This is a genomic window from Methylobacterium sp. Leaf106, assembly GCF_001422895.1.
Taxonomy (GTDB): Bacteria; Pseudomonadota; Alphaproteobacteria; order Rhizobiales; family Beijerinckiaceae; genus Methylobacterium; species Methylobacterium bullatum.
Window position 1 is genome coordinate 649,913 of the sequence record NZ_LMNB01000001.1, and the last position, 23,895, is coordinate 673,807.

At 67.4% G+C, this 23,895-nt stretch carries 24 protein-coding genes and 1 tRNA gene; 16 read left to right on the plus strand and 9 right to left on the minus strand.

Annotation, left to right across the window (positions count from 1 at the left end; translation table 11 throughout):
• Window positions 1–49: 49 nt before the first annotated feature.
• The 8 genes from ASF34_RS03240 (at window position 50) to ASF34_RS03275 (ending at window position 6,777) form a co-directional block, all read left to right on the plus strand.
• Complete coding sequence (locus ASF34_RS03240; protein WP_056158530.1) at window positions 50–1,201, plus strand: ABC transporter substrate-binding protein; 1,152 nt, start codon at window positions 50–52, stop codon at window positions 1,199–1,201.
• A gap of 179 nt (window positions 1,202–1,380) precedes the next feature.
• Window positions 1,381–2,253 carry a branched-chain amino acid ABC transporter permease gene (locus tag ASF34_RS03245; protein ID WP_018042464.1) on the plus strand — a complete coding sequence of 291 codons (873 nt, stop codon included), beginning with the start codon at window positions 1,381–1,383 and terminating at the stop codon, window positions 2,251–2,253.
• Entirely contained in the window at window positions 2,250–3,287 is a 1,038-nt protein-coding gene (locus ASF34_RS03250; RefSeq protein ID WP_056158532.1) for a branched-chain amino acid ABC transporter permease, read from the plus strand. Before ASF34_RS03245 ends, ASF34_RS03250 begins: the two co-directional genes overlap by 4 nt.
• The gene (locus ASF34_RS03255) at window positions 3,284–4,099 is read left to right on the plus strand and encodes an ABC transporter ATP-binding protein (protein ID WP_200913191.1); all 816 of its coding nucleotides are present in this window, start codon (window positions 3,284–3,286) and stop codon (window positions 4,097–4,099) included. The genes ASF34_RS03250 and ASF34_RS03255 overlap by 4 nt, the downstream gene beginning before the upstream one ends.
• Window positions 4,092–4,796 carry an ABC transporter ATP-binding protein gene (locus ASF34_RS03260; protein ID WP_018042461.1) on the plus strand — a complete coding sequence of 235 codons (705 nt, stop codon included), beginning with the start codon at window positions 4,092–4,094 and terminating at the stop codon, window positions 4,794–4,796. Before ASF34_RS03255 ends, ASF34_RS03260 begins: the two co-directional genes overlap by 8 nt.
• Complete coding sequence (locus tag ASF34_RS03265; protein ID WP_056158534.1) at window positions 4,768–5,118, plus strand: Rieske (2Fe-2S) protein; 351 nt, start codon at window positions 4,768–4,770, stop codon at window positions 5,116–5,118. The genes ASF34_RS03260 and ASF34_RS03265 overlap by 29 nt, the downstream gene beginning before the upstream one ends.
• Window positions 5,119–5,499: 381 nt before the next feature.
• On the plus strand, window positions 5,500–6,495 hold the full coding sequence (locus tag ASF34_RS03270; protein WP_244478872.1) for an alpha/beta hydrolase: 996 nt from the start codon (window positions 5,500–5,502) through the stop codon (window positions 6,493–6,495).
• An 84-nt stretch (window positions 6,496–6,579) separates the two neighbouring features.
• Complete coding sequence (locus tag ASF34_RS03275; RefSeq protein WP_018042458.1) at window positions 6,580–6,777, plus strand: hypothetical protein; 198 nt, start codon at window positions 6,580–6,582, stop codon at window positions 6,775–6,777.
• A gap of 29 nt (window positions 6,778–6,806) precedes the next feature.
• On the opposite strand, the gene ASF34_RS03280 is transcribed toward ASF34_RS03275, so the two are convergent.
• A complete protein-coding gene (locus ASF34_RS03280; protein ID WP_056158540.1) occupies window positions 6,807–7,598 on the minus strand; it encodes a bestrophin-like domain in 792 nt (263 codons plus the stop codon).
• Between the two features lie 317 nt (window positions 7,599–7,915).
• Here ASF34_RS03280 and ASF34_RS03285 point away from each other — a divergent pair, with 317 nt between their 5' ends.
• Window positions 7,916–8,335: a hypothetical protein gene (locus ASF34_RS03285; RefSeq protein ID WP_056158542.1), complete on the plus strand. Its 420-nt coding sequence runs from the start codon at window positions 7,916–7,918 to the stop codon at window positions 8,333–8,335.
• 63 nt (window positions 8,336–8,398) lie between these two features.
• Complete coding sequence (locus ASF34_RS03290) at window positions 8,399–9,610, plus strand: extracellular catalytic domain type 1 short-chain-length polyhydroxyalkanoate depolymerase (protein ID WP_056158547.1); 1,212 nt, start codon at window positions 8,399–8,401, stop codon at window positions 9,608–9,610.
• A gap of 124 nt (window positions 9,611–9,734) precedes the next feature.
• Here the strand turns inward: ASF34_RS03290 and ASF34_RS21990 are convergent, their stop codons facing one another.
• From ASF34_RS21990 to ASF34_RS03305, 4 genes are all read right to left on the minus strand, one after another.
• Window positions 9,735–9,872, minus strand: a complete 138-nt coding sequence (locus tag ASF34_RS21990; RefSeq protein WP_082494056.1) for a DUF2474 domain-containing protein — start codon at window positions 9,870–9,872, stop codon at window positions 9,735–9,737.
• Entirely contained in the window at window positions 9,872–10,879 is a 1,008-nt protein-coding gene (cydB, locus tag ASF34_RS03295) for a cytochrome d ubiquinol oxidase subunit II (RefSeq protein WP_056158550.1), read from the minus strand. The genes ASF34_RS21990 and cydB overlap by 1 nt, the downstream gene beginning before the upstream one ends.
• 10 nt (window positions 10,880–10,889) lie before the next feature.
• Window positions 10,890–12,308, minus strand: a complete 1,419-nt coding sequence (locus ASF34_RS03300) for a cytochrome ubiquinol oxidase subunit I (protein WP_056158955.1) — start codon at window positions 12,306–12,308, stop codon at window positions 10,890–10,892.
• A gap of 93 nt (window positions 12,309–12,401) precedes the next feature.
• On the minus strand, window positions 12,402–12,818 hold the full coding sequence (locus ASF34_RS03305; protein WP_056158553.1) for a DUF983 domain-containing protein: 417 nt from the start codon (window positions 12,816–12,818) through the stop codon (window positions 12,402–12,404).
• Window positions 12,819–13,009: 191 nt separating this feature from the next.
• Here ASF34_RS03305 and ASF34_RS03310 point away from each other — a divergent pair, with 191 nt between their 5' ends.
• Together ASF34_RS03310 and ASF34_RS03315 are read left to right on the plus strand one after the other, a co-directional pair.
• Window positions 13,010–14,401 (plus strand): aminotransferase-like domain-containing protein, encoded by a 1,392-nt coding sequence (locus ASF34_RS03310; RefSeq protein ID WP_056158556.1) that lies wholly within the window; start codon window positions 13,010–13,012, stop codon window positions 14,399–14,401.
• Window positions 14,402–14,745: 344 nt separating this feature from the next.
• Entirely contained in the window at window positions 14,746–15,432 is a 687-nt protein-coding gene (locus ASF34_RS03315) for a sigma-70 family RNA polymerase sigma factor (RefSeq protein ID WP_018042449.1), read from the plus strand.
• A gap of 1,300 nt (window positions 15,433–16,732) precedes the next feature.
• On the opposite strand, the gene ASF34_RS03325 is transcribed toward ASF34_RS03315, so the two are convergent.
• Window positions 16,733–16,807: transfer RNA gene (locus ASF34_RS03325), tRNA-Glu, on the minus strand.
• 155 nt (window positions 16,808–16,962) lie between these two features.
• On the opposite strand from ASF34_RS03325, the gene rlmB reads away from it, so the two are divergent.
• On the plus strand, window positions 16,963–17,778 hold the full coding sequence (gene rlmB / locus ASF34_RS03330) for a 23S rRNA (guanosine(2251)-2'-O)-methyltransferase RlmB (protein WP_056158959.1): 816 nt from the start codon (window positions 16,963–16,965) through the stop codon (window positions 17,776–17,778).
• 118 nt (window positions 17,779–17,896) lie between these two features.
• Here the strand turns inward: rlmB and ASF34_RS03335 are convergent, their stop codons facing one another.
• Entirely contained in the window at window positions 17,897–19,444 is a 1,548-nt protein-coding gene (locus ASF34_RS03335; RefSeq protein ID WP_056158562.1) for a CYTH and CHAD domain-containing protein, read from the minus strand.
• Between the two features lie 220 nt (window positions 19,445–19,664).
• Between ASF34_RS03335 and ASF34_RS03340 the strand changes: the two genes are divergently transcribed.
• The 3 genes from ASF34_RS03340 (at window position 19,665) to ASF34_RS23050 (ending at window position 22,018) form a co-directional block, all read left to right on the plus strand.
• Window positions 19,665–20,411: a TlyA family RNA methyltransferase gene (locus tag ASF34_RS03340; RefSeq protein WP_056146092.1), complete on the plus strand. Its 747-nt coding sequence runs from the start codon at window positions 19,665–19,667 to the stop codon at window positions 20,409–20,411.
• A gap of 11 nt (window positions 20,412–20,422) precedes the next feature.
• Window positions 20,423–21,688 (plus strand): class I SAM-dependent RNA methyltransferase, encoded by a 1,266-nt coding sequence (locus ASF34_RS03345; RefSeq protein WP_056158962.1) that lies wholly within the window; start codon window positions 20,423–20,425, stop codon window positions 21,686–21,688.
• A 174-nt stretch (window positions 21,689–21,862) separates the two neighbouring features.
• Window positions 21,863–22,018: a hypothetical protein gene (locus ASF34_RS23050; RefSeq protein WP_200913193.1), complete on the plus strand. Its 156-nt coding sequence runs from the start codon at window positions 21,863–21,865 to the stop codon at window positions 22,016–22,018.
• A 17-nt stretch (window positions 22,019–22,035) separates the two neighbouring features.
• Here the strand turns inward: ASF34_RS23050 and ASF34_RS03350 are convergent, their stop codons facing one another.
• Together ASF34_RS03350 and ASF34_RS03355 are read right to left on the minus strand one after the other, a co-directional pair.
• Window positions 22,036–22,797 (minus strand): SOS response-associated peptidase, encoded by a 762-nt coding sequence (locus tag ASF34_RS03350; RefSeq protein WP_018042442.1) that lies wholly within the window; start codon window positions 22,795–22,797, stop codon window positions 22,036–22,038.
• Between the two features lie 85 nt (window positions 22,798–22,882).
• Window positions 22,883–23,887, minus strand: coding sequence for a magnesium transporter CorA family protein (locus ASF34_RS03355; protein WP_018042441.1), 1,005 nt, complete (start codon window positions 23,885–23,887; stop codon window positions 22,883–22,885).
• Between the last annotated feature and the right edge of the window lie 8 nt (window positions 23,888–23,895).

A 23,895-nucleotide genomic window follows, 5' to 3' on the forward strand; every position in this document is an offset into this window, starting at 1 on the left:
CTCCTCCCCGCGATCCTGCCCGCGATACTGCCAAAGACCGGAGACCACCATGACGCGCAGCCACACGATCCCCGTTCTGACCCTCGCCTTCGTCCTGTCGGCGGGGGTGGCCCACGCGCAGGCCATCCGTATCGGCGTCAACGAGCCCCTGACCGGACCCTTCGCGGCGTCGGGCACCTACGTGGTCAATGGCGCCAGGATCGCCGCCGACGAGATCAACGCCAAGGGTGGTGTCTTGGGACGTAAGCTCGAACTCGTCGTCGAGGACAACAAGAGCAACCCCACAGAAGCGGCGGCGGTGGCCGAAAAACTCATCACCAGCGACAAGACCCCGGTGCTGATGGGCGCCTGGGGGTCCAGCCTGACCCTCGCGGTGATGCCCAAGCTCGCCGATTACGAGACCGCGATGCTGGTGGAGACCTCGTCGTCCGGCAAGATCACCACCTCGGGCAACCCCTATGTCTTCCGCATCTCGCCGCCCTCGGCCCTGGAAGCCGAGGCCTTCGCGCCGATGGTGGAGAAGCTCGGGCTGAAGAAGGTCGATTTCCTCGCCATCAACAACGACTGGGGCCGGGGGGCGGCGGCCGATTTCGGCAAGATGCTCAAGGGCAAGGGTGTCACGGTCGGCCTCGTGGAGACCATGGACCAGGGCGCGCAGGACATGAACGCCCAATTGTCCAAGCTGAAGGGCTCGGATGCCGACACGCTTCTGATCACGGCCGCCGTCGATCAACTGACGCTCCTGTTCAAGCAGATGGCGGCGCTCGGCCTCAAGAAGCGGATCATCACCACCGGCGGCTCCCAGAATCCGGACCAGATCATCGCCCAGGCGGGTGCTGCCGCCGAGGGGACGATGCATCTCACCACCTTCCTGCCCTGGTACCCGGAGAAGACCCCGAACCCGACGGCCACCGCCTACTTCATCGGCGAGTGGAAGAAGCGCGGCTTCGAGTTCGCCGGCGTCACCGAGAGCTTTCGCGGCTACGACGGCATCCGCGCCATCGCGGCGGCCATCGAGAAGGGTGGCGCCGCCGATGCGGCCTCGATCAAGAAGGGCTTCTGGTCGGTCGATTTTACCGGCCTCAACGGCCCGATCCGCTTCGCCAAGTCCGGCCCCGCCGGGTCCGAGAGCGGCCAGAGCAAGCCCGACGTCTACCTCGTCAAGATCGACGGCGGAAAAGTCGTGGTGCCGACGCTCTAGCCGCGCGCATGCCTCCCGGCGGCCGGGGCTCCGGGTTTCTCTGATCCGTGTGTTCGCCTCCGGTGTCACGAGCGGAACATGCTCCCTCTTCTTCTAGGAGAGGGAGCCGCGCCAAGCTTGCTGACTCTACACTGACGCTCAGCCGACGACCGTATCACCTGCTTACAGGCGAGGCCTCGATGACCGAATTCCTGCAGCACCTCCTCAATACCTTGGTCCTGGGGGGAACCTATGCCCTGCTCGGCATCGGGCTGACCCTGATCTTCGGGATCATGAACGTGGTGAACTTCACCCACGGGGCGCTCTACACGGTGGGCGCCTACGTCATGTACCTCGCCGTCACCGCCCTCGGGCTCGGCTTCTTCGCCGCCCTGCCGACCGCGATCCTCGGCGGCCTCGTGCTCGGCGCAATCCTCGACCTCGTGCTGCTGCGGCCGTTGCGCGGCGCGGACATGGACACGACCATGCTGGTGATGATCGGGGCCGGCATCGTCCTGCAATCGGGCACGCTCTGGCTGTTCGGCGGTGTCGCCAAATCGATCCCGACCCCTTTCCCGGATGCGCCCCTTCAACTCGGACCCGTCTCGGTGTCGTGGTTGCGGCTGTTCGTGCTGGGCGCGGCCCTCGCGCTGATCGGCCTGACCTACTGGCTCATCAACCGGACCCGCCTCGGGCTCGCCATGCGGGCCACCTTCCAGGACCACGACACCGCCTCGCTGATGGGGGTCAACGTGCGGCTCGTCTACACCGCGACTTTCGCTCTCGGCTCCAGCCTCGCGGCGGCGGCCGGTGCCCTCCTCGGGCCGGTCTACGTGGTGTTCCCGCAGATGGGCGGCATGGCCGAGCTGAAGGCTTTCGCCATCGTCATCCTGGGTGGGCTCGGCAACGTCACCGGGGCGGCCATCGGCGGCTTCATCCTGGCGCTCGCCGAGGAACTGGGCGCCGGCTACATCTCGTCGGGCTACCGGGACGCCATGGGCTTCCTGATCATCATCGCGGTGCTGATCTTCAAGCCGACGGGCCTCTTCGCAAAGGCGGAGCGCATCGGATGACCCGGCACCTCCCCGCTCTCGCCATCCTGGCGGCGCTGGCCGCCCTGCCCTTCGCGCTGGGCCACAACCCCTACCTGCTCAACGCGCTGATCACGACGGGCATCGTCACCATCGCGGCCATGAGCCTCAACCTGTTGCTCGGCTTCACCGGGCAGCTCAGCCTCGGGCACATCGCCTTCTTCGGCATCGGCGCCTATGTCAGCGCCCTCACGAGCCTCGGCTTCGACGTGGAACTGCTCTGGGGCCTTCGCATCGTACACGAGCCCTGGCCGCCCGTGGTGGGCTTCGGCCTCGCCGTGCTGGCGACGGCCSCCTGCGGCTACCTCGTCGGGCGCCTCTCCTTCCGGGTGCGGGGCGCCTATTTCGTCATCGTGACGATCTCCTTCGCCGAAGTTGTGCGGCTCGTCGCCCTCAACTGGGTGGAGCTGACGCAGGGTCCCCTGGCGCTGACGGGCATCCCGCCGTTCAGCTTCTGGGTACCCGGCCTTGGCACGACCACCCTGCGGACGAAGCTGCAGAACTACTACCTCGTCCTCGTGGTCGGCACGCTCTGCTACGCCCTCATCGCCCGCCTCGTGCGTTCGCGCTTCGGCCGGGCCATGCGGGGCCTGAAGGAGAACGAGTCCCTGGCCCTCTCGGTGGGCATCAACGCCACCCGCACCTTGACCCTCGCGGCAGTGATCTCGGCGGCGATGGCGGGGGCGGCCGGCAGCCTCTACGCCCATTACCTACGCATCATCGACCCCGACGTGTTCCTGTTCTCCACCACGGTGACCATGGTCATCATGGTGGTGGGCGGCGGAAAGGGCACGCTGCTCGGCCCCATCGTCGGTGGCCTGATCTTCGGCCTGCTCCCCGTCGCCCTGAGGCCGGTCATGGTGCCGGAGGCGCAGTGGATGGTGTTCGGCCTCGTGCTGATCGTGATCCAGTTCGTCATGCCCCGGGGCATCGTCCCGGGCCTCGCCCGCCTCGCCATGCGCCGTCACGCGCCCGGTGGCGCACCCGCCCGGATGCCCGTGGAGGCCAGGCCATGAGCGAGATCCGCGCTCCCATGCTCTCGGTGGACCATGTCGGCGTGCGCTTCGGCGGCCTCGTCGCCATCGCCGACCTGCATTTCGACGTCCATCCCGGCGAGATCGTCAGCCTGATCGGCCCGAACGGGGCCGGCAAGACGACGGCCTTCAACGTGATGACCGGCTTCCTGAAGCCCAGCCAGGGGCAGGTCCGGTTCCGCGGCACCAGCCTCCAGGGGTTGCAGCCACATGAGATCGTCCGTCTCGGCCTGAGTCGGACGTTCCAGCGCACGAGCGTGTTCCCCGACGACACCGTGTTCGACAACGTGATGATCGGCCTGCATCGGCGGGGCCGCGCGCGGCTGGTCGATACGCTGCTCGGGCGGGACCGCGCCGGTGAGGCGGCTCTCCGGGACCGGACCCGTGAACTCCTCGACTGGGTCGGGCTCTCCGGCCGGGCTCAGGACAAGGCCGGGTCCCTGGCCTATGGCGAGCAGCGCCTCGTCGGGGTCGCGCTGGCGCTGGCCACGGAGCCCGCCATGATGCTCCTCGACGAACCGGTTTCCGGTATGAACGCCTCCGAGACCCAGGTCTTCGTGCGTCTGATCCGCTCGATCCGCGAGCGCGGCGTCACCATCCTCCTCGTCGAGCACGACATGCCGATGGTCATGGAGGTCTCCGACCGGATCGTGGTGCTGAATTACGGCCGCCTCATCGCCGAGGGGCCGCCGGCGGCGATCCGATCCGATCCGACCGTGATCGAAGCCTATCTCGGCCAGGGCAGTGCCGCCCGCGAAGCCGCACAGGCCGCCAGGGAGACGATCGATGCTTGAGATCCGCGATCTCGTCTGCGGCTACGGCGCGGTGACAGCCCTGAAGGGGCTCTCGCTCAAGGTGGACGAAGGGCAGCTCGTGGCCCTGGTGGGGGCCAACGGCGCCGGCAAGTCGACGACGCTCCGGGCGGTGTCGGGGCTCATTCCGGCGCGCTCGGGCAGCATCCACTTCGCCGGCCGGGACATCACCGGCACCGACCCGCGCAAGGTGCTGGCCCAGGGCATCGCCCATTGCCCGGAGGGGCGGCGGGTGTTTCCGCAAATGAGCGTCGCGGAGAACCTCGCCATGGGCGCCTACCTGCGGCGCGATCCGGCCGGGGTGTCCGCCGATCTCGCGCGCATCTACGGCGAGTTCCCGCGCCTCGCCGAGCGCAAGCACCAAGCCGCCGGCACCCTTTCGGGGGGCGAGCAGCAGATGCTGGCCATCGGCCGCGCGCTGATGTCCCGCCCCCGGCTCGTCCTGTTCGACGAGCCTTCGCTGGGCCTCGCCCCCAACATCGTCGAGCGCATGTTCGCCGTCATCCGGGCGATTTGCGACACCGGCACCACGGTCCTCCTGGTGGAGCAGAACGCCTTCGCGGCCCTGGAACTCTGCGACTACGCCTACCTCTTGGAGACCGGCCGGATTGTGCTGGCGGGAACAGGCTCGACGTTGATCGCAGATCCTCATGTGCGCCAAGCCTATCTCGGCGGCTGACAGCGGGCGCTGGGTTCACGTCTGCCGTATCGACGCGCTCGCCGGCAATGCGATCATCCCGGTCTTCGTGGCGGGCCGTCATCTCGTCCTCGTGCAGGATGGCGACGGGATCTTCGCCGCGGAACGGGCCTGCCCGCATGAGGGGGCGGATCTCGCCCTGGGCCATTGCTCCGGAGGGCGCCTGTTCTGCCCGCGGCACCTGGCATGGTTCGCGCTCGCGAACGGTGCCGTCTCGGCGGGATGGTCCTTTCGTGCTCTTCGCACCTACCCGACCCGCAAGGAGGGGGAGGATATCCAGATCCTGATCGATGCCAGTCGATGAGAGGGCCGAACAGGGCGGGCGGGTGACGAAACACTGGGTTCTGACAGGTCTCCGGCCAAGGTGATGCCGTTGCGCTGGCCGGGATTGGCTGGGCGGGTTTCGCAAAAGTGGTCATCGGTTCTGCGTCCTAAGAAGCGCTTCGGTCGCGGGAGGATCTTCATGCTCGGCCCGCCGCTGTTGACATGTTCGCCGATGTCGCCGTCCGCGACGGTTGCGGTGCCGACCACCGGGCGGTGATCATGTTGCCCGGACGAACGGCCAGGGAGCCACGCCGTGCGGCTGACACATGACCTGACCGGTTCTTGGTGTAGGGTCATGTCATCTCGACCGACAAAGGGGCATCCTATGCGACTGATCCGGGCTCTCTGCTTGGGAGGCGTCATGGCTGTGAGTGGGCTTTCTCAGCAGGCATCGGCGAATGACGCGCAACTGCCCGGTTATTCCGAGGGGGCTCAGGTCGTTCGCGTCGAAGGAAGCCGAAGCCAGGTCGACCAGATCAGCGGTGTGATCTATTCCCAGATCCGATCGATGCGTGCGGTCAGACAATTGCGTATGTCGCTTCTCGTGCCACGCACCAACGACAAGAAGCCTGCGATCGTCTATTTTCCAGGTGGCGGATTTACCTCTGCCGACCATGAGAAATACTTCGAAATGCGCTCGGCGTTGGCCGAGGCCGGCTTCGTCGTCGCCGCCGCCGAGTATCGCGTCGTTCCCGACCGGTTCCCGGCTCTGGTGCAGGACGGCAAGGCGGCCGTGCGCTACCTGCGGGCTCATGCGGCCGAATACGGCATCGACCCGGCCCGTATCGGCGTGCTCGGCGATTCCGCCGGCGGCTATCTCTCGCAGATGGTCGGCGTCACCGGTGGAGAGAAAGCCTTCGACAAGGGCGATCATCTCGATCGGTCCTCCGATGTGCAGGCGGCGGTGACCCTTTACGGTATCTCGAACCTCCTCAATATCGGCGAGGGATTTTCTTCGGCGGTTCAACTCATGCACCAATCGCCTGCGGTGACCGAAGCGCTCTTGGTCAACGGACCGGCCTTTCGCGACTTCGCCGGTGCTTCGATCTCGGCCGATCCCGCAAAGGCGCTGGCGGCAAGTCCCATGGGTCATCTCGGCGCCGATGAACCGCCTTTCCTGATCATGCACGGCACCGCCGACACGCTCGTCTCGCCGGTGCAGAGCAAGCAGTTGTTCGAAGCCCTGCGGGCGAAGGGCAACAAGGCGGAGTATGTGCTGGTCGAGGGAGCGGGCCACGGCGACCTGCCCTGGTTTCAGCAGCCCGTGATCGATCGGGTTGTCGCCTGGTTTAAGGCGACGCTCGGTGGCCCCATTGGGGGAGCCGGCGGCAAGACCGATCCCAGATCCGATCTCTGACCGCCCCCGGCCGCATGGGAACCCGACCCCGCTCCCCGCGCTTGCCCTCACGAGCCGGCATTCCGCCCGGCCGAGGAGACCGCCATGTCGAGCGACACCGAGAAACATCAAGCTCTCCTGGCCGCCCTGAAAACCGCACAGGGCAAGGGTGACGGATCGTTCGAGCAGGCCGTCACACAAGCCTTCGCGCATGTCTTCGAGCATCTCGAACGCCTGAACGCCGTCAGCGGTCCCGATGAGGGACGCGCCCTTCATGCCGGCGAGTCCCCGACCCTGCGGTAGGTCCGCGCTCATCGCGGGGAGCGGGGTTCTCAGCTGCCCGGGTCGATGACCGTGCGGACCTGTTCCAGCAATGACGGACGAATCGCCAGCGGTCCGCCGAAGGGGCGTTCGTGCATCGCAACGACGCCCAGCGTGATCACCATCGCCAGACCGAAGACGGTCAATGTCATTGCCTGCGACGCGGGTCGTTCGGTGTGGATCGCGGCGATGACCAGCAGGGTCAGGGCCAGGAGCGCGAGCAGGGTCGCCCACTTGCTGTCGTCCCCCTCCACCTCGCTGAGGGCGAGCCGTTCGCTCCGGGCGGTTTGCAGGGCGAGGGTGGCGGCCAGGAGAGCGGAGTGATTGGCTCGTCCGACGACGATGTCGAAATTCGGCGCCACCACGGCCTGGAGCAGCCGGCCGAAGGCCAGATCCGCCTTCGATGATGCCTTTCCGCCATTGGCCATCGCCGGCCATTCCTCGACCACGATGGCCTCGATGTACTCCGCCAGCATCATGCGGATATCCGGTAGATCCTTCGACACGGACCGGCTCAGGTTGAACACGGCCCGCGCCTGAGCGCTCTCCGTCTGGACGACGCGGGAGGCTTGCCTCTGGCGCTCCCACGCATCGTTGGCGACGAATCCCATCAGGAGCGACAGCAGTACCGACAGGACACCCACGAAGGCGGGGGCGATCCCGGTCGCCACCGCCACCACGACGGGACGCGTCCGCTTCGAGTTGGTGAGCACCATCAGGATCAGGCACCAGGCCGAGACGAGAAGCGCAAGGGTCCCGAAAATCAGCCAGATCGGCTGGTCGAGCCAGAACGTGAGCATCATGGGTGAACCGGGCCGGTGGCGGCGGCCGTGATGAGAGCTGCGTGAGCGAGGACGCATAGGGTATTCCAGGCGGCGGGTGAGGACGCCCGCTGTCGCCCGCCGGAGGCGCACGAAGCGCCGCGCGCGTTTGGAATGCGACGTATCGCACCCGGTGCTCGCGATCCGAAGGGCCACCTCATTGTGAGTGACGGGCCCGCCGCGTGGCGCTCGCCCCAATTCCCTCATTCGCGTACCCCGATTCCACGCTGGCACTTGCGCTCGTGCTGCGGCGCACCATCTACAGACCATCCAACGAGATGGTATGGGGATGTTTTTCGATGTCGGGTACGGTTCGTGAGCTTCGTCCCAAAGCGCCCGACAGCGAGAAGCTGACCCTCAATCTCGGCTTCGTCGATCTCGGCCAGATCGACCTCCTGGTTCGGGACGGGTTCTATGCCAACCGTGCCGACTTCATCCGCACGGCCGTGCGCAATCAGCTCGACCGTCAGGGCGACGCGGTGAAGCAATCGGTCGCCCGCAAGCAACTCAGCCTCGGGCTGTCCCACTACAGCGTCCGCGATCTCGAAGCCGCCAGGGATGCGGGGACGCCGCTGCACATTCAGGTGCTCGGCCTCGCCAGCATCGCGTTCGATGTGACGCCGGAGCTGGCCCGACAGGCCATCGCCTCGGTGCAGGTTCTCGGGGCCTTCCAGGCCAGTCCCGAAGTCAAGGCGGCCTTGGCCGACCGCATCGCCTGACCCATTCGCCATGACCCGGGCGGAACGCCGTTCCGTGCCTTCACCCCATCCAGGATCGTGACCATGACCGCTTTTTCGACCATCGACATGGGTGAGGTGACCCGTCTCACCCGCGCGGGCCAGTTGAGCGAGGCGATGGCCCTGCTCCAGGGACGGCCCGTTCCGTCGACACCGACCGGCCCCCACGCTGCTGCCGGGACCATCGACATGGTGGCGCCCACGATGTCCGGCGGGGCCTGGAGCGCGCCCGGCACCGACCGCACGTCCGCCGATGGGGCGGCGAGCACGGCGAAAACCGCCTTCGCACGGCCGGGCCTCGCGGAGACGATCCAGGCCCTGCGCGAGCGTTTCCCCAAGATGGGCGCGATGCCCGACCTCGGACAGGGTATCGGATCGGCGCGGGGCGCCACACTCGCCGTCCCGGAAGGGGCGCGGTTCGAGGAGCGGAGCTTCGGCAACGAGGCGGGCAGCCGGGCCTACAAGGTCTATGTCCCCAGCGGCTACCGGGGCCAGGCCCTTCCCGTCGTCGTCATGCTGCATGGCTGCACCCAGAACCCGGACGATTTCGCCGCCGGAACCCGCATGAACGCACTCGCCGAGGAGCAGACGTTCCTCGTGGCCTATCCCGGCCAGCCGCAATCGGCCAACATGCAGAAGTGCTGGAACTGGTTCAACGCGGGTGATCAACAGCGGGGTCGCGGCGAACCGTCCCTGATCGCCGGCATCGCCCTGGAGGTGGTGAAGGAGTTCTCCGCCGATCCGAGCCGGGTCTATGCGGCGGGCCTGTCGGCCGGCGGGGCGGCGGCGGCGATCATGGCGGCGACTTATCCGGATGTCTTCGCGGCGGTCGGCGTCCATTCCGGGCTGCCGTGCGGGGCAGCCAGCGACATGCCCTCCGCCTTCGCCGCCATGAATGGGGGCGGTACTTCCAAGGCGCCGCAGAACGGTCCGGGCGTGCCGACCATCGTCTTCCACGGGGATGCCGACAAGACGGTGAAGCCGGTCAACGGCGAACAGGTCATCGCCCTCGCGATGCCGGGCGCCTCGCTTGCGCGCACGGCGACCCAAGGGACGTCCGAGAGCGGGATGGGCTTCACCCGTACGGTCCGGACGGATGCGTCCGGGCGCGCCATGCTCGAACATTGGGCGCTTCACGGCGCCGGCCATGCCTGGTCAGGCGGAAGCAGCGACGGAACCTACACCGATCCGCGCGGCCCCGATGCCAGCCGGGAGATGGTGCGGTTCTTCATGACGCACGCTAACCGTTCGTCGTGACCGCTTCGACCTGCGGGGCTCTTCGGATTTCGTCGAAGGGCTCCGCACCACCTCTCGTTCGGGAGCACGTTCCGTAGGACGGGACGAAGGAGAAACCCGGCGGGACGCTCTCGGCCGCCCGGTACTAACCGGTCTTCAACCAGGCGCGCAGACCGAAGGAGACGATCCCGAGGGCGACGATGCTGGCCGCCCAGATCGCCGCGAACCAGAGCAGACGCCGCCACAGCGGCGACGGGTTTCGGCGAAACGCGGCGGGCTCCATTAATGGTACCCCGCCTCATCGACCTTTCCGCGAAAGACCCAGTACGAGTAGGCGGTATAGGCCAGGATGATGGGGATCAGCACGGACGCGCCGGCCAGGAGGAAGACCTGGCTCGCATGCGGCGAGGCGGCTTCCCAGATGGTGATGCGGCCGGGCACGATATCCGGGAAGATGCTGATGCCGAGCCCGGCGAAGGAGAGCAGGAACAGACCGAGGGCCAGGAGAAACGGCGCGGTCTCGGCCCCCTTCCGTAGCAGGCGGAAGAACAGGAACGAGGCGACGGCGACCAGGATCGGCACCTGCGCCGTGAGCAGCACGTTCGGCATCGAGAACCAGCGCTCCCAGTATTGTCCCTTCAGGAACGGCGTCGCCGCGCTCACCGCAGCCACGGCCGCGATCGTCGCCGCGCCGAGCCACAGGGACAGCGAGCGGGCGCGTTCCTGCAGCGATCCTTCCGTGCGCATGACGAGCCAGGTCGCCCCCAGGAGCGCATAGCCGCAGACCAGGCCGATTCCGACGAGCACGCTGAAGGGAGACAGCCAGTCCCACCAGCCGCCGGCATAGGCGCGGCCCTCGACCTTGATGCCCTGCAGCAGGGCACCGAGGGCGACACCCTGCGCGAAGGTGGCCACCACCGATCCGCCGGTGAAGGCGATGTCCCACAGGGCCCGGTGGCCGAGGTCGCGCCACCGGAACTCGAACGCGACGCCCCGGAAGATCAGGCCCAGCAGCATGGCGATGATCGGCGCATAGAGGGCCGGCATGATCACCGCGTAGGCGAGCGGAAAGGCGGCGAACAGGCCTCCCCCGCCCAGGACCAGCCAGGTCTCGTTGCCATCCCAGACCGGGGCCACGGAGTTCATGGCGGTGTCCCGCTCCTGCCCCGGCCGGAATGCCGGGAACAGGATCCCGAGGCCGAGATCGAACCCGTCCATCACGATGTAGGCGAAGACCGCGAAGGCGATGATGAAGGCCCAGACGACGGTCAGGTCGATGCTCGCGAGCATGGTGGAATCCTCACTCGGCCGGATGGAGGGAGCGGCCGGGATCGACCGAATGCGCGGGCGTGATGCCCGCGGTGCGGATCGGAACGCCGGGCTCGATCCCGTGCTCGCCGAGATGCGGGGATTTCGCCATCAGACGCAGGATGTAGAAGATCCCCATGCCGAACACCGCGAAATAGATCAGCACGAAGGCGACGAGGGATGAGCCGACGGCCGGCGCTGACAGGGGCGACGCCGATTCCGCCGTGCGCAGCAGGCCGTAGACCGTGAAGGGCTGCCGCCCCACCTCCGTAGTGATCCAGCCCGCCACCACCGCGACGAAACCGGCCGGACCCATGGCGATGGCGAAGCGGTGCAGGAGCGTCCAGTCGTAGAGCGCCTTCCTGTAGCGCGCATACAGGCTGGAGACGCCGAGCAGCAGCATCAGCATGCCGAGGCCGATCATCACGCGGAAGGACCAGAACACCACCGGAACCGGCGGCCAGTTCTTCCGGTCCACCGTATCGAGCCCCTTCAGCGGCTCGTTCCACCCGTGTTTGAGGATCAGCGAGGACAGTTTCGGGATGGAGACCTGGTAATCGACCCGGCCTTCCGCCTGGTTCGGCAGGCCGAACAGGATCAGCGGCGCCCCGTCCGGATGGCTCTCGTAATGCCCCTCCATCGCCATGACCTTGGCGGGCTGGTGCTCGAGGGTGTTCAACCCATGGGCGTCGCCGGCCAGGATCTGCAGCGGCGCGACGATGGCGGCCATCCACATGGCCATCGAGAACATCGTCCGCGCCCCGAGATTGTAGCGGTCGCGCAGCAGGTGCCAGGCGCCCACCGCCCCGACCACGAGGGATGTCGTGAGGTAGGCGGCCAGCACCATGTGGACGAGACGGTATGGGAAGGAGGGATTGAAGACGATCGCCCACCAATCCTCCGGGATGAACTGGCCGGCTTCATTGATGCCGTAGCCCTGCGGCGTCTGCATCCAGGAATTCACCGACAGGATCCAGAAGGCCGAGAAGAAGGTGCCGATCGCCACCATGAGGGTGGCGAAGAAATGCAGCTTCGGCCCGACCCTGGACATGCCGAACAGCATCACGCCGAGGAAGCCGGCTTCGAGGAAGAAGGCCGAAAGCACCTCGTAGGCCATCAGCGGGCCGAGCACCGGCCCGGTCTTGTCGGAGAAGACCGACCAGTTCGTACCGAACTGGTAGGACATGACCAGCCCGGACACGACGCCCATGGCGAAGGCAATGGCGAAAATCTTGATCCAGTATTTGAACAGATCGAGGAAGACCTGACGGCCCGTCGCCAGCCAGAGCCCCTCCAGCACTGCGAGAAAGCTGGCGAGCCCGATGGAAAACGCCGGGAACACGATGTGAAAGGCCACCGTGAAACCGAACTGGATTCTCGCGAGCAGGAGGGCGTCAACGTCCGACAGCATGTCGATCAACCTGAATGGTCGTTGGGAACGGGCAGGAAAACGACTCGGCAGCGCAGTCTCGTCGACGAACCCTGCCCCATTGCGTCGTTGGGCTCAACGCCCGGCTTCCGGCCCGGCTTCCGGCCCGGCCTTCGGCACGGCCCGGACCGCGAAGCGGCCTTCCTCGGCCTTGTTGATGTACTGGCTCGCGATGAAGAGCCCCTTGAGCGGGCGGATGATCGGCACGCAGGCCAGGAGAAGCAGAGGGAGCGTGAGCACCGCATGGATCCAGAGTGGCGGATCGTAAGTCAGTTCCAGCCAGATCCCGAAGGCGGTGACGGGAAATGCCATCGACATCATGATGAAGAAGGCGGGGCCGTCCGCCGGATCGGCGAAGCCGTAATCGAGGCCGCAGGCCTCGCATGCCGGCTTCAAGGTGATGAAGCCATCGAACAGCCGCCCCTCGCCGCAGCGCGGGCATCGGCAGCGCAGGCCCACCGACAACAGGGATCGATCCGTCGTTCCGTCCATGGTCGAGGTTCCTTGATGTTGGCTCACGTCCCGCACTCGATCGGCAGCGGCTCAGGTTTGCGGGCTACAGATTGTATGGTACAAAAATCCATACATTGCCTTGCAGCTTATGGTGCTGCTGGCGGCTTATGGGCTGGGAAGCCTGCGCCTCTGTTCGATGTATGCATACAACTTTGCGTGATGTAGGGTCAATGATGGAATCGTGGAGCCCTACAATCCTGGACGAGGCCGGGCCGAAATATCTGGCCATCGTCCGGGTCCTGGCGGACGACATTCGCACCGGGCGCCTCGCCCCCGGCATGCGGCTGCCGCCGCAGCGCAGCTTGGCCAAGCATCTCGACGTCGATCTCACCACCGTCACGCGGGCGTTCAACGAAGCGCGGAGGGCCGGGCTGATCGATGCCTCGGCCGGGCGAGGCAGCTTCGTTCGCGCCGCCGCGCCGCCGCTGGCGAAGGTCAGGGCGCCGGACCCATCGGCGAGCGTCGATTTCAGCATGAACATGCCGCCCCAGCCGGCGGAGGCGCGGCTCGCCGAGCGCATGGAGGCGGGTCTGGCGCGGCTTTCCGCCTCGGCGGGCTTCCTCGACCGCATGCAGTATCAGGACAGCGCCGGCAATCTAGCGGATCGCGCGGCTGCGTCGACTTGGCTCGCTCGCCGGCTGGGTCCCGTGCCGGTCCAGCGGGTCATCGTGGCCGGCGGGGCGCAGGCCGCCCTCTCGGCCGTTCTCGCCGTGCTGCTCAGGCCCGGCGACGCGCTCTGCGTTCCCGCCCTGACCTATCCGGGCCTGCGTATGGCGGCCGAGCGGCGCGGAGCCCGGTTGCTTCCCCTCGCGACCGATGGCGACGGCATCGACCCCGAATCCTTCCTCGAGCGCTGCCGGGCCGAGAGGCCGCGCGCCCTCTACCTGGTGCCGACCCTCGACAACCCGACGACGGCGACGCTCCCGCTGGCCCGTCGCGAGCGGATCGCCGAGATCGCCCGCTCCCACGGGGTCGCGATCATCGAGGACGATGCCTACGGCGCCCTGCCGCCGGACGCTCCGGCCCCGTTCGCGGCTTTGGCCGGCGACATCACCTGGCATGTGGCGACCCTGTCCAAATGCGTCACTCCGGGCTTGCGCATCGCCTATGTCGTCGTGCCGGGCACGAACGAAGCGGTCCGTGTCGCGGCCGAGCTGCGCGCCATCAGCATGATGGCCTCACCGCTGGCCGCCGCCCTCGCCTCCCACTGGATCACCCACGGAGACCTCGACGCGATCGTCGGGTCCATCAGGCGCGAGAATGGCCGCCGTCAGGTCGTGGCGCGGGAGGCGCTCGTCGGCCTCGAAGTCCACGCTCATCCCTGCGGGCACCATCTCTGGCTCCCGCTCCCGGCGCCGTGGCGGCGGGGCGAGTTCGGGGCGCATGCGCGCCAGCTCGGGGTGTCGGTGATCCAGAGCGATGCCTTCGCCGTCGGTCCGGCCCCCGACGCGATCCGCGTCTCTCTCGGCGCCGCGCCCGACAGCGAGGCCCTGCGATACGGCCTCGGCCTTCTGGCGACCCTGCTGGCACACCCGCCCGGTGCCATTTCGAGCGTCGTGTGAGGGAAGAGCGGGACCCGGCCGCCTCGATCCCCAGTGAGCGTGTCTGGTCACCCTGCATCCGGGATGAATACAGCAAAGCTTGGCATTCAGCCTCGGTAGGGTCTCCCTCGACATCGGGCGATACGATTTCACCCTCAGTTTAGAATTCCTTTAGCCTGCGTTCAGCTTTCATTTGCCAAAAGCTCCCGTTGGCATTGCCCAATGAGCCCGGCGCGCACGGCGTGCCGACTGCCGAGGGGGGATGGATGGACGTTCGCAAACCGGGAATGGCGCAATCACCGCAACCGGCCGAGGCTGATGGTCAGTCCTTGGAGCGCCCCGCCAAGGGAGGGATACCGGAGGCGGTGCGCGTGCATCTGGGGGCCGAACTGAGGGCGGTATACGCTTGCATCGTCGCGGAAGATCAGCCGCCGGCTTTGTTGGATCTGATTGCCCGGCTCACACACGCATCCGCCGGGCGCGGCGACGCCGCCTATGCCGCCTTCAGCGCCGATCTGCTCACGGCTCTGCCGGGTTTGAGGGCCTTCGCCCTGTCGCTCGCCATCAACCCGGCGATGGCGGACGATCTCGTGCAGGAGACGCTTCTGAGAGCCTGGCAGAACCGGCATCGGTTCGAGCCTGGCAGCAATCTGATGGCCTGGCTCTGCACCATCCTGCGAAACCACTTCTATACGGAGTGTCGCAAGCGGAAACGGGAGGTCGAGGACGCGGATGGCGCCATGGCGGCGCAGGTGGCCGCGCCGGCATCCCAGGAGGCGAGCAGCGACCTCAAGCGGGTCTGGCAGCATCTCGGCAAGCTGCCGCCGTCTCAGCGGGAGGCCCTGATTCTCGTCGCGGCGCAGGGGATGACCTACGAGGCCGCCGCGGAACTCATCGGCTGTCAGGTCGGCACGATGAAGAGCCGTGTGAGCCGCGCGCGCTCGTCACTGGTCGGATTCCTCGGGATGGAGGTGCGCCCGAAGGCGCCTTTGGGCCAGATCGCCGCCGACAGTCTCGAACCCGCCGCCATGCAGGTCGGCCTCGGCGCCTGACATCGATAGGGCTGGACGTCGAATCGATGAGCCGCCGTCGACCGGCACTTCACCCTGAACATCATCGCTGATGTCGATGGATACCTTTTGGCAAGGCCTTGCTCGTACCGGCGGATCAGCATGTCCCCCCATGCCCGCCGCCGGGTTTCCCTCGGGCCGAACCTGATGGCCCCTGCCCCCTCCCGTCATGCGAATGATTGCGCCGGCCCACCAACGAGTCCTACCATCTCCGTGCCAGCCGCGAGGTCATGCGGTCTCGGCCCGGATGAGGTCGCCTCATGTTCGTGGACGAAGGTTGGAAGCCGCCGAGAGAACCATCGTGGGAGCCGCCAGCCCGCAAGCCTCCGCTAACCAGAGGCCAGGAAAGAGCGGTGGTCTGGATCATCGGGGTAAACGTATTGCTCCTCTTTGTAGCACCCGTAGGCGGAGCGACCGTGATCCATGCTATCGCCGCGCTATTCGTGAGGGGCTGAGCGATGGATAGTAAGACGCAGATTTTAATACTTGCGGTCTTGGTCGCACTTGCGATTGTTATATTTGACCGATTGCGGAACTGTGATCCAGCCTCATGCTCTTACCGAAAGGGGCCGACAGTGGCGTTGCCACGTTGATCGTGCCCGCTCGCCCGGCAGTAGCGACACGTCGTCGTCCGCAAGGGTATGCCGCGGCGTACAACTCGGCGACCGTTCTTGAGGCCGTTCGTAAGGGTTAGCATCGGCATACCGATCCTCCCCCGGTTTCGCGGACACCTTTGATACGCTCCTTGCGGGCGGGGAAGGTGATTGATGGCCAAGACGAGACGCGAGTTTGCTTCGCTGCACCTTCGGTGTCACGCCAGAGTTCAAACGCGAGGCGGTGGCCCTGCCGGAGACCAGCGGCCGGCCGCCACCGCATCGTCCTCGGTGAGGAGCCGCGCCAATTCGCCCGCCTCGATCTCCGCATCCTTGGGCATGACCGACTGCCCAACTTGGAGGGTAGGCCTCTCACCGCGCTTGAGCCGCTCCACAGCCGCGAAGTGCGCCATACAGTCCCTTGGGACGCGCGAGCCTACTTGCTTCGCGATGGCCAGGGGGGGCGTCCTGAGGCTCAACTTCCAGTTGCCTTCCCCGCCCATGGGGTGGCACGAAGGACCTTGGGTCCCCTGGAATCACGCTGCAGAAGTAGTATGAGCCCATCCTCTCGCGGAGGGGGTATGACCTCAATGCCATCAATGGTTTGCACCACCGGACTGTATGACCGGCGCCTGCTAAGGAACTGATTTTCGCGCTATTTCAGCCTAGGCAATGGCTAAGAAGCCTAATGGCGCGCCCTGCGGGAGTCGAACCCGCCTTTTCAGCGTGAAAGGCTGACGTCCTAACCGATAGACGAAGGGCGCTTGCTCGAGAGCGAGGGTTCTATAGGCGGCTTCTCCCGGCAGGGCAACCGGTGTTTCGCGGTGTTTCACGCTTGACGAACGGCATGGCGGTCGCTTTGTCGCTGCTCAGCATCGGCGCGGCGTTTCGATCGTGCCGTCAGACAGTGGATTACACCATGAATACGCGACGCGACGTGCCGGGCGGACCCCGCACCGGCCGCCCCGGTGGCCAACGCGACCGGTTTCGTCATGGTCCGCCCTCCTCCGGGCCGCGCGGGTCAATCGGCGATCACGTCGTGCTCTATGGGTGGCACCCGGTGTCGCAGGCGCTGGCGAACGAGGGGCGCGGGCTGCATCGGTTGCTCGCCACCGAGAACGCCCTGGCGCGCCTGACCGAGGAACTCGGCCAACTCCGGATCGACGCCGAACTGGTGCGCCCCAACGCGATCAACGCCCTGCTCGGGGCGGACGCCGTGCATCAGGGCCTCTATCTCGAAGCCGATCCCCTCCCCGGCCCGGATCTCGACGACCTTCCGGACGATGCGCTCCTGCTGGCGCTGGACCAGATCACCGACCCGCACAATGTCGGCGCCATCGTCCGCACCGCCGCCGCGTTCGGCGTCGCGGGCATCATCACCACGGCGCGGCATTCGCCCACCGCCACGGGCGTACTGGCCAAATCCGCCTCGGGCGGGCTCGAACACGTTCCCCTCGTGATCGTGCGCAACCTGTCCGATGCGCTCATCGATCTGGGCAAGCGCGGCTTCACCCGCATCGGTCTCGATTCGGAGGGAGAGGCCACCCTCGATTCCGTCGGGCCGAAGCGGCCTGCGGTGATCGTGCTCGGTGCCGAGGGCAAGGGACTGCGCCAGCGCACGCGGGACAATTGCGACGTCCTCGCCCGTATTCCGTTCAGCGGCGAGATCCGCAGCATCAACGTATCGAACGCCGCCGCGATCACGCTCTATGCCCTGAGCGTGCGCGGTGATTGAGACCGAGCGACGCCGATCCCGACCGGTGGCCCTCCTCGGCGCGATCGGCGGACGCCCGCCGCCGCGTAGGCAGACGGTAATGAGGTTCACTCACCACCGTCTGGTCTGAGGCCGCGATTCAGCGCCAGAACGGTTTCACGTCGAGCAGTTCCTCGTGTGCCTTCTCCGCCGCCTTGAGCAGATCGTTGGTGCGGGCTTCGCCATCGGCGGCGGTGAGGCCGGCGGCGAACAGCGCCCGCCCGTCGATGCCGGAGGTCTCCCCGGTTTCGGCGCTCGCCAAGCTCGCGATTACGGAATGGGCGGTGGCGAGGTCGTTGAGCGCGCCGAGATGGTCCTGCAGGTCCGAGAGGGCCGAGACGAACGCCTTGTGGTGCTTCTGCGCCTTCTTCTCCGCATAGAGCGAGGCGAAGAATTCCGCGCCGTAGCGCAGCTTCTTGGCTTCGATTCGCACCTCGTGGCGGGCCTCCGCATCGAGGCGCTGGAGATGGCGGCCGCGCTTGCGGATGCGCCGGCGGGCCTTGTCGAGCATGGCTTCGGCATGGTCGCGGGCGGAGACCGCCTCCCGATTCGCCTTGCCGCGCCACGGCCCGGTCTCGATCCAGGCGGACAGATCGAGGATCAGGCTGCGCCAGGCTTGCGATTCCAGGATCGTGAAGACGGTCCCGTAGGCGCGATCCCGCTCGGCTTCGAGGCGGATTCGCAGATCGTCGAGCCCCACCTCCTCCGGTCTCCGGGCCATCTCGTCGGCCAGGGTCTCGCTGAGGAAGACATCAAGGTTGCGGGCGTGCCCGAACGGCTCGGTGACGCGCTTGATCTCCTCGCGCAGGGTCGTTGCGGCGGGATCGCTCACGAGAATCGGCTTGAACAGGGTGAAGGCCGAGCGCAGCCGCCGCAGGGCGACGCGGATCTGGTGCAGCCCTTCCGGGTCGCGCGTCTTGAGGAAGACATCCTCGTTGAGCCGCAGATGGGTCAGGCAGGCGACGGCGATAGTGCGGAAGGCCGTGGCCGCCGAAGCGTCCCGGTCGAGCTTGACCGCTCCGGCCTTGCTCGGACGCCGCAGGGTCTCGCCGAGGATCCGGAAGCCGCGCTCGCTCTTCGACAAGACGCCGAGCCGCAGGGGCACGGTCTCAGCGAGGCTCTGCGCCAGGGAGAACAGGTCCGCCGGATCGCCCTCGATCAGTTCGAGTTCGAGTTCCCAGATGGGCGCGTCGCCGACCGGCGTCTCCACCCGCCCCTGGTCGAGGGTCGCCGAGATGCGCGAGTGTCCATGGGCGACGGCCCGGGTGGTACGCTCGATGATGGTGGTGACGACGGCGGCGAGGTCGGGCGAGGACGCGCTGGCGAGTACCTCCGGCACCGGCGTCTCCTCGAGGAGCGACAGGTCCGGTGCCGGGCCGTCCACGGCCCATTCCCATTCCGAGCGGTCGAACAAGCCGGCCGCCGAAGATGCGGCCTTCACCGTCTGGACGTGACGCTCCCCATGCCGGCGAACCCGCAGGGTCATCCCCTTGCGGTGAAGCGCCCGGTCAGCCGTGTCGTAATAGGTGGCGGACAGGAACTCGGCCTCCGTCGGCTGCTCGACGGCAAGCAGCGGGTGGCGCCCCAACTCCGCCAGTTCCGCGGCGCCGCAATCCAGCTTCAGCTCGACTTCCCTCGGGGTACCCATCGATCGTCCTGTTCTGTGATCCGGTATGACGGGCGCCAACGCCCGAGGACCGGGTGTGGATCATCCATGGGCTTCGACGGGCACGCAAGCGGGCCATGTCGTTGCCCGGATGGACAAACCCGAGAATTCCCGTAGCTGAGACGGGGTGGCCCGGTTGGTCTGGCCTCGATCCGGGGAATCGGATCTTAGGCGAGAGATCACACGGGATCGTAAGGGTTCGATGACGGTGGACCGGGTGAGGGCCGATCGGCTCCTGGTCGAGGGTGGCCATTTCGAGAGTCGGGCGAGGGCCCAGGCGGCGATCGAGGCGGGCCTCGTCACCGCCGACGACCGCCCCGTGACCCGCGCCTCCGACAGGCTCGACCCCAGGGCGCGGATCGTTGCGAGCGCGCCGCACCCCTTCGTCTCGCGCGGCGGGCTGAAGCTGCAGGCCGCGCTGGCGGCGTTCGGATTCGATCCGGCCGGGCTCGTCTGCCTCGATGTCGGCGCGTCCACCGGCGGCTTCACCGACGTGCTGCTGAAAGCCGGTGCCGGGCATGTCTATGCCGTCGATGTCGGCCGCGACCAGCTGCATGCCTCCCTGCGCGGCGATCCCCGCGTGACCAGCCTCGAGGGCCGGGACGTGCGTGGCCTCGACACCGCGGCGATCCCGCGCGCACCGTCCCTGGTGGCGGTCGATGTCAGCTTCATCGCCCTTCGCCTTGTCCTGCCCGCAATCGTGCCGCTCATGGCTCCCGGTGCGGCCCTGGCGGCATTGATCAAGCCTCAATTCGAGGCGGGGCGCGACCGGGTCGGGCGCGGCGGCATCGTGCGCGACGAGGCCGTCCACCAGGCGGTCTGCGAGGAGGTGACGAACCTCGTCACCGATCTCGGCCTGTCGGTCCTCGGCCTCATCCCCTCCCCTGTCGCCGGTGGCGACGGCAATCGCGAGTTCCTCATCGGGGCACGCTCGACGGTGCGCCCATGACGGACACGACCATGACCGAACAACAGACCCTTCGTACCGTCGACATCGCGCGCCTCGGGCAGCGCGGCGACGGCATGGCGACGGACGGCACCGTCGTCCCCTATGCCCTGCCCGGCGAGCGCGTCTCGATTCGCAAGGAGGGCGCGCGCGTGTCCCTCGTCGCGGTGGAAACGCCCTCCCCGGACCGGATCGACCCGTTCTGCGGCTATTTCGGAACCTGCGGAGGCTGCGCGGTCCAGCATCTCGCGCCAGAGCCCTACGCCGCCTGGAAGCGGGGCAACCTCGCGCAGGGCTTGGCCCAGGCCGGAATCGACGTGCCATGCGAGCCCGCGCGCGATGCCCATGGGTCGGGCCGCCGCCGGCTGACGCTCCACGTGCGCGAGATCGACGGCAAGGGCGTCGCCGGGTTGATGGAGGCGCGCAGTCACGCCCTCGTGGCCATCGACCATTGCCCCATCACCGTCGAGCAGCTCCACCGTGCGCCGGCCGTCGCGCGGGCGCTGAGCGCTCCCCTCGGCCACGGCCGCAAGCCCCTCGACGTCGCCTTCACCGCCACCGAAGCCGGACTCGACGTGGACCTGCGCGGGCACGGCCCGGTGAGCGAAGGCCTGCGCGCCACGCTGGTGCGGCTGGCCGGCGAGCTCGACCTCGCGCGCCTGTCCCTGCACGGCGACATCGTGGTGGAGCGCCGCGCGCCCGCGATCACCACCGGCGAGACCCGCCTCGTGCCGCCGCCGGGGGGCTTCCTGCAGGCGACGGAAGCGGGCGAGGCGATGCTCGCCGAACTCGTGGTCTCCGCCCTCGACAAGCGCGTGAAGCGCGTGGTCGACCTGTTCTCCGGGGCCGGCCCGTTCACCCTCGCCATGGCCCGCACGCGGGATGTCCATGCGGTGGAGGGCGAGGCGGCGGCGATCGCCAGCCTCGACCGGGCGTTTCGTGCCACGCGCGGCCTGCGCCGGATCACGAGCGAGACCCGCGACCTCTTCCGCCGGCCGCTCTTGCCCATCGAACTCGAGACCTACGATGCCGTGGTGTTCGATCCGCCGCGCGCCGGAGCCCAGGCCCAGGCCAAGCGCATCGCGGAATCGAAAGTGCCCCTGGTCATCGGTGTCGCCTGCGACATCGGCTCGTTCGCCCGCGATGCGGCGACGCTGATCGAGGGCGGCTATCGCCTCGAACGGGTCGTCCCCGTCGACCAGTTCAAGTATTCGAGCCATCTCGAAATGGTGGGAGTGTTCCGCAAGGATGTCGCCAAGCGCAGGCCCTCGCTGAGGTAGGGACCGGCCCCGACGGTCGCGGAGACCGCCTCGTATTCGGTTCGCGGTGCGCTGCGGCACGCAGCAGGGCTCCGCGAGGTCATGGCAGCCGCGCTCGAAATCCCATGGCCGGCGTGGATGGCCATCGCCATGTTGGGAGGAGCAAAGTCGCTTCCCCAATCAGGACCATTCGTCGTGGACGTCTTCACCGCCAAGCTGCTGGTTTCCGCAGCCATCGTCACGGCTGTCGCCGGTTTCTCCCTGCTGACCGCCGGCTGGGCTCTCCTCGACGTCTACAACGATTTTCGTCGCGGTGCCGACGAGCGTACCTCGTCCCGCCCCCAACCCTGAACGCCCGCGCCCTTCGGTCAGAACAACGTCCCCTGAGCGTCCTCGTCGCTGGATAGCGGGCGCTCGTCCGGCGGAATGTCGAAGACCGTCTCCGGTCTGGCCCGGCCGACCGGGACGGCGAGGTCCGCGCCTTCGTTGCGTGCGTCGTTGACCCTCGCGCTCACCACGTCGAGGGTCAGCCATTGGTCGGGGCACGGCCGGCACAATGAGACCGCATCGCGCGCCTCCGTGCCGAGATGGTCGAGCCAGGGTTCGATGGCCTCGGGCGGCAGGATGGCCGGCATCCGGTCGTGGATCGCCGCCATGGTGCCGTTGGCGCCCGTCGTGACGATGGCGGCGGTGTCGATCTCGGACCCGTCGGCCCCGAGCCAGTTCTCCCACACACCCGCGAGCGCCATCGGCGCCCCGTCCGCCCGGCGGATCATGTAGGGCGTGCGCGTCATGGCCTTGCCGGTTCCCTCCCGGCGCCATTCGTAGAACCCGTCGGCGAGGAAGACGCAGCGGCGGTGGCGGATGGCCCCCCGGAACGTCGCCTTCTCCAGCACCGTCTCGACGCGCGCGTTAATGATGAGCGGAAAGCCCTTCGGGTCCTTCAGCCAGCCCGGCAGGAAGCCCCAGCGCATGAGCCGGAAATGCCGCTCCCCGCGTTCCGCCAGCACGATCGGCACCGGCTGCGTCGGCGCCACGTTGTAGCGCGCCGGAAAATTCGGCTGCTCGGGATACCCGTAGAACGACCGGAAGACGTTCGGATCCTGCTGAATGAGGAAGCGGCCGCACATGTGCTTACCTTCGCCCGCCGTCCATTGCAGGACGAGCCCGATGAGCGGTGCCGAAAGTCCGGGGACGCACGAGATCCATCCTGCCCTACAGCCATTTCTTCCAGCGAAAGAACACATACGGCAGCACGGCGGCCACCACCATCATCACCACGGCCATGGGATAGCCGAAGGTCCAGTCGAGCTCGGGCATCGCCTTGAAGTTCATGCCGTAGATCGAGGCGATGAGGGTGGGCGGCATGAACACCACCGCCATGACCGAGAACAGCTTGATGATGTTGTTCTGCTCGAGATTCACGAGGCCCAGTGTCGCGTCGAGGAGGAACTGGATTTTCGAGGATAGGAAGGTCGCGTGCTCCTCGAGCGACTGCAGATCGCGCAGGGTCGAGCGCACGTCCTCGCGCAGTTCCCGCGGCGCCTTGGTGGTGCGGTAGGTCGCCGAGAGCGAGAGCAGGATGCGCTCCATGGAGACCAGGCTCTCGCGCTGCTTCGAGATCAGGTCGCCCAGGCGTCCGAGCGCCCGCAGTGTGTCCTGCAGGGCGGTGTTGCGGGCCGAGGGGTCTGCCTTCTCCTCGAAGATCTTGCCCGAGAGCCGGTCGATCCGCTCGCCCTGGAGCTGGAGCACGTCCGCCGCCCGGTCGATCACGGTCTCGATCAACCCGGCGAGAATCGTCTCGCCCGACGGGGCGGCGGAAGGACCGTTGCCGGTCGAGCGTCCGGCCCGCTGGGTATACATGCGGAAGGCCTGGGGCTCCTCGTAGCGCACCGTCACGAGGCGGTTGCCGCGCAGGATGAAGGTGATGCCGGCCAGCCCCGGCTCATCCGCGTCGCTGACCTTGCTCAGCACCCGGCCGGTCATGTAGCGCGCGCCGTCCTCCACGTAGAGGAGCTCGGAGGGCTCGATGTCCTTCATCTCCTCGCGGGTCGGCACCGAGATGCCCATGAAGGCCTCGACCTTGAGGTCTTCCTCCCGCGTCGGGCGGATCATGTCGAGCCAGACGGTCTCGTCGGGAATGGGGTCCTGCAGTTCGAGGGGACGGCGGTCGAGCAGGATGTGCCCGGGGCCGGCGATCGGCTGATGGATGAAAATCACGCTTTACG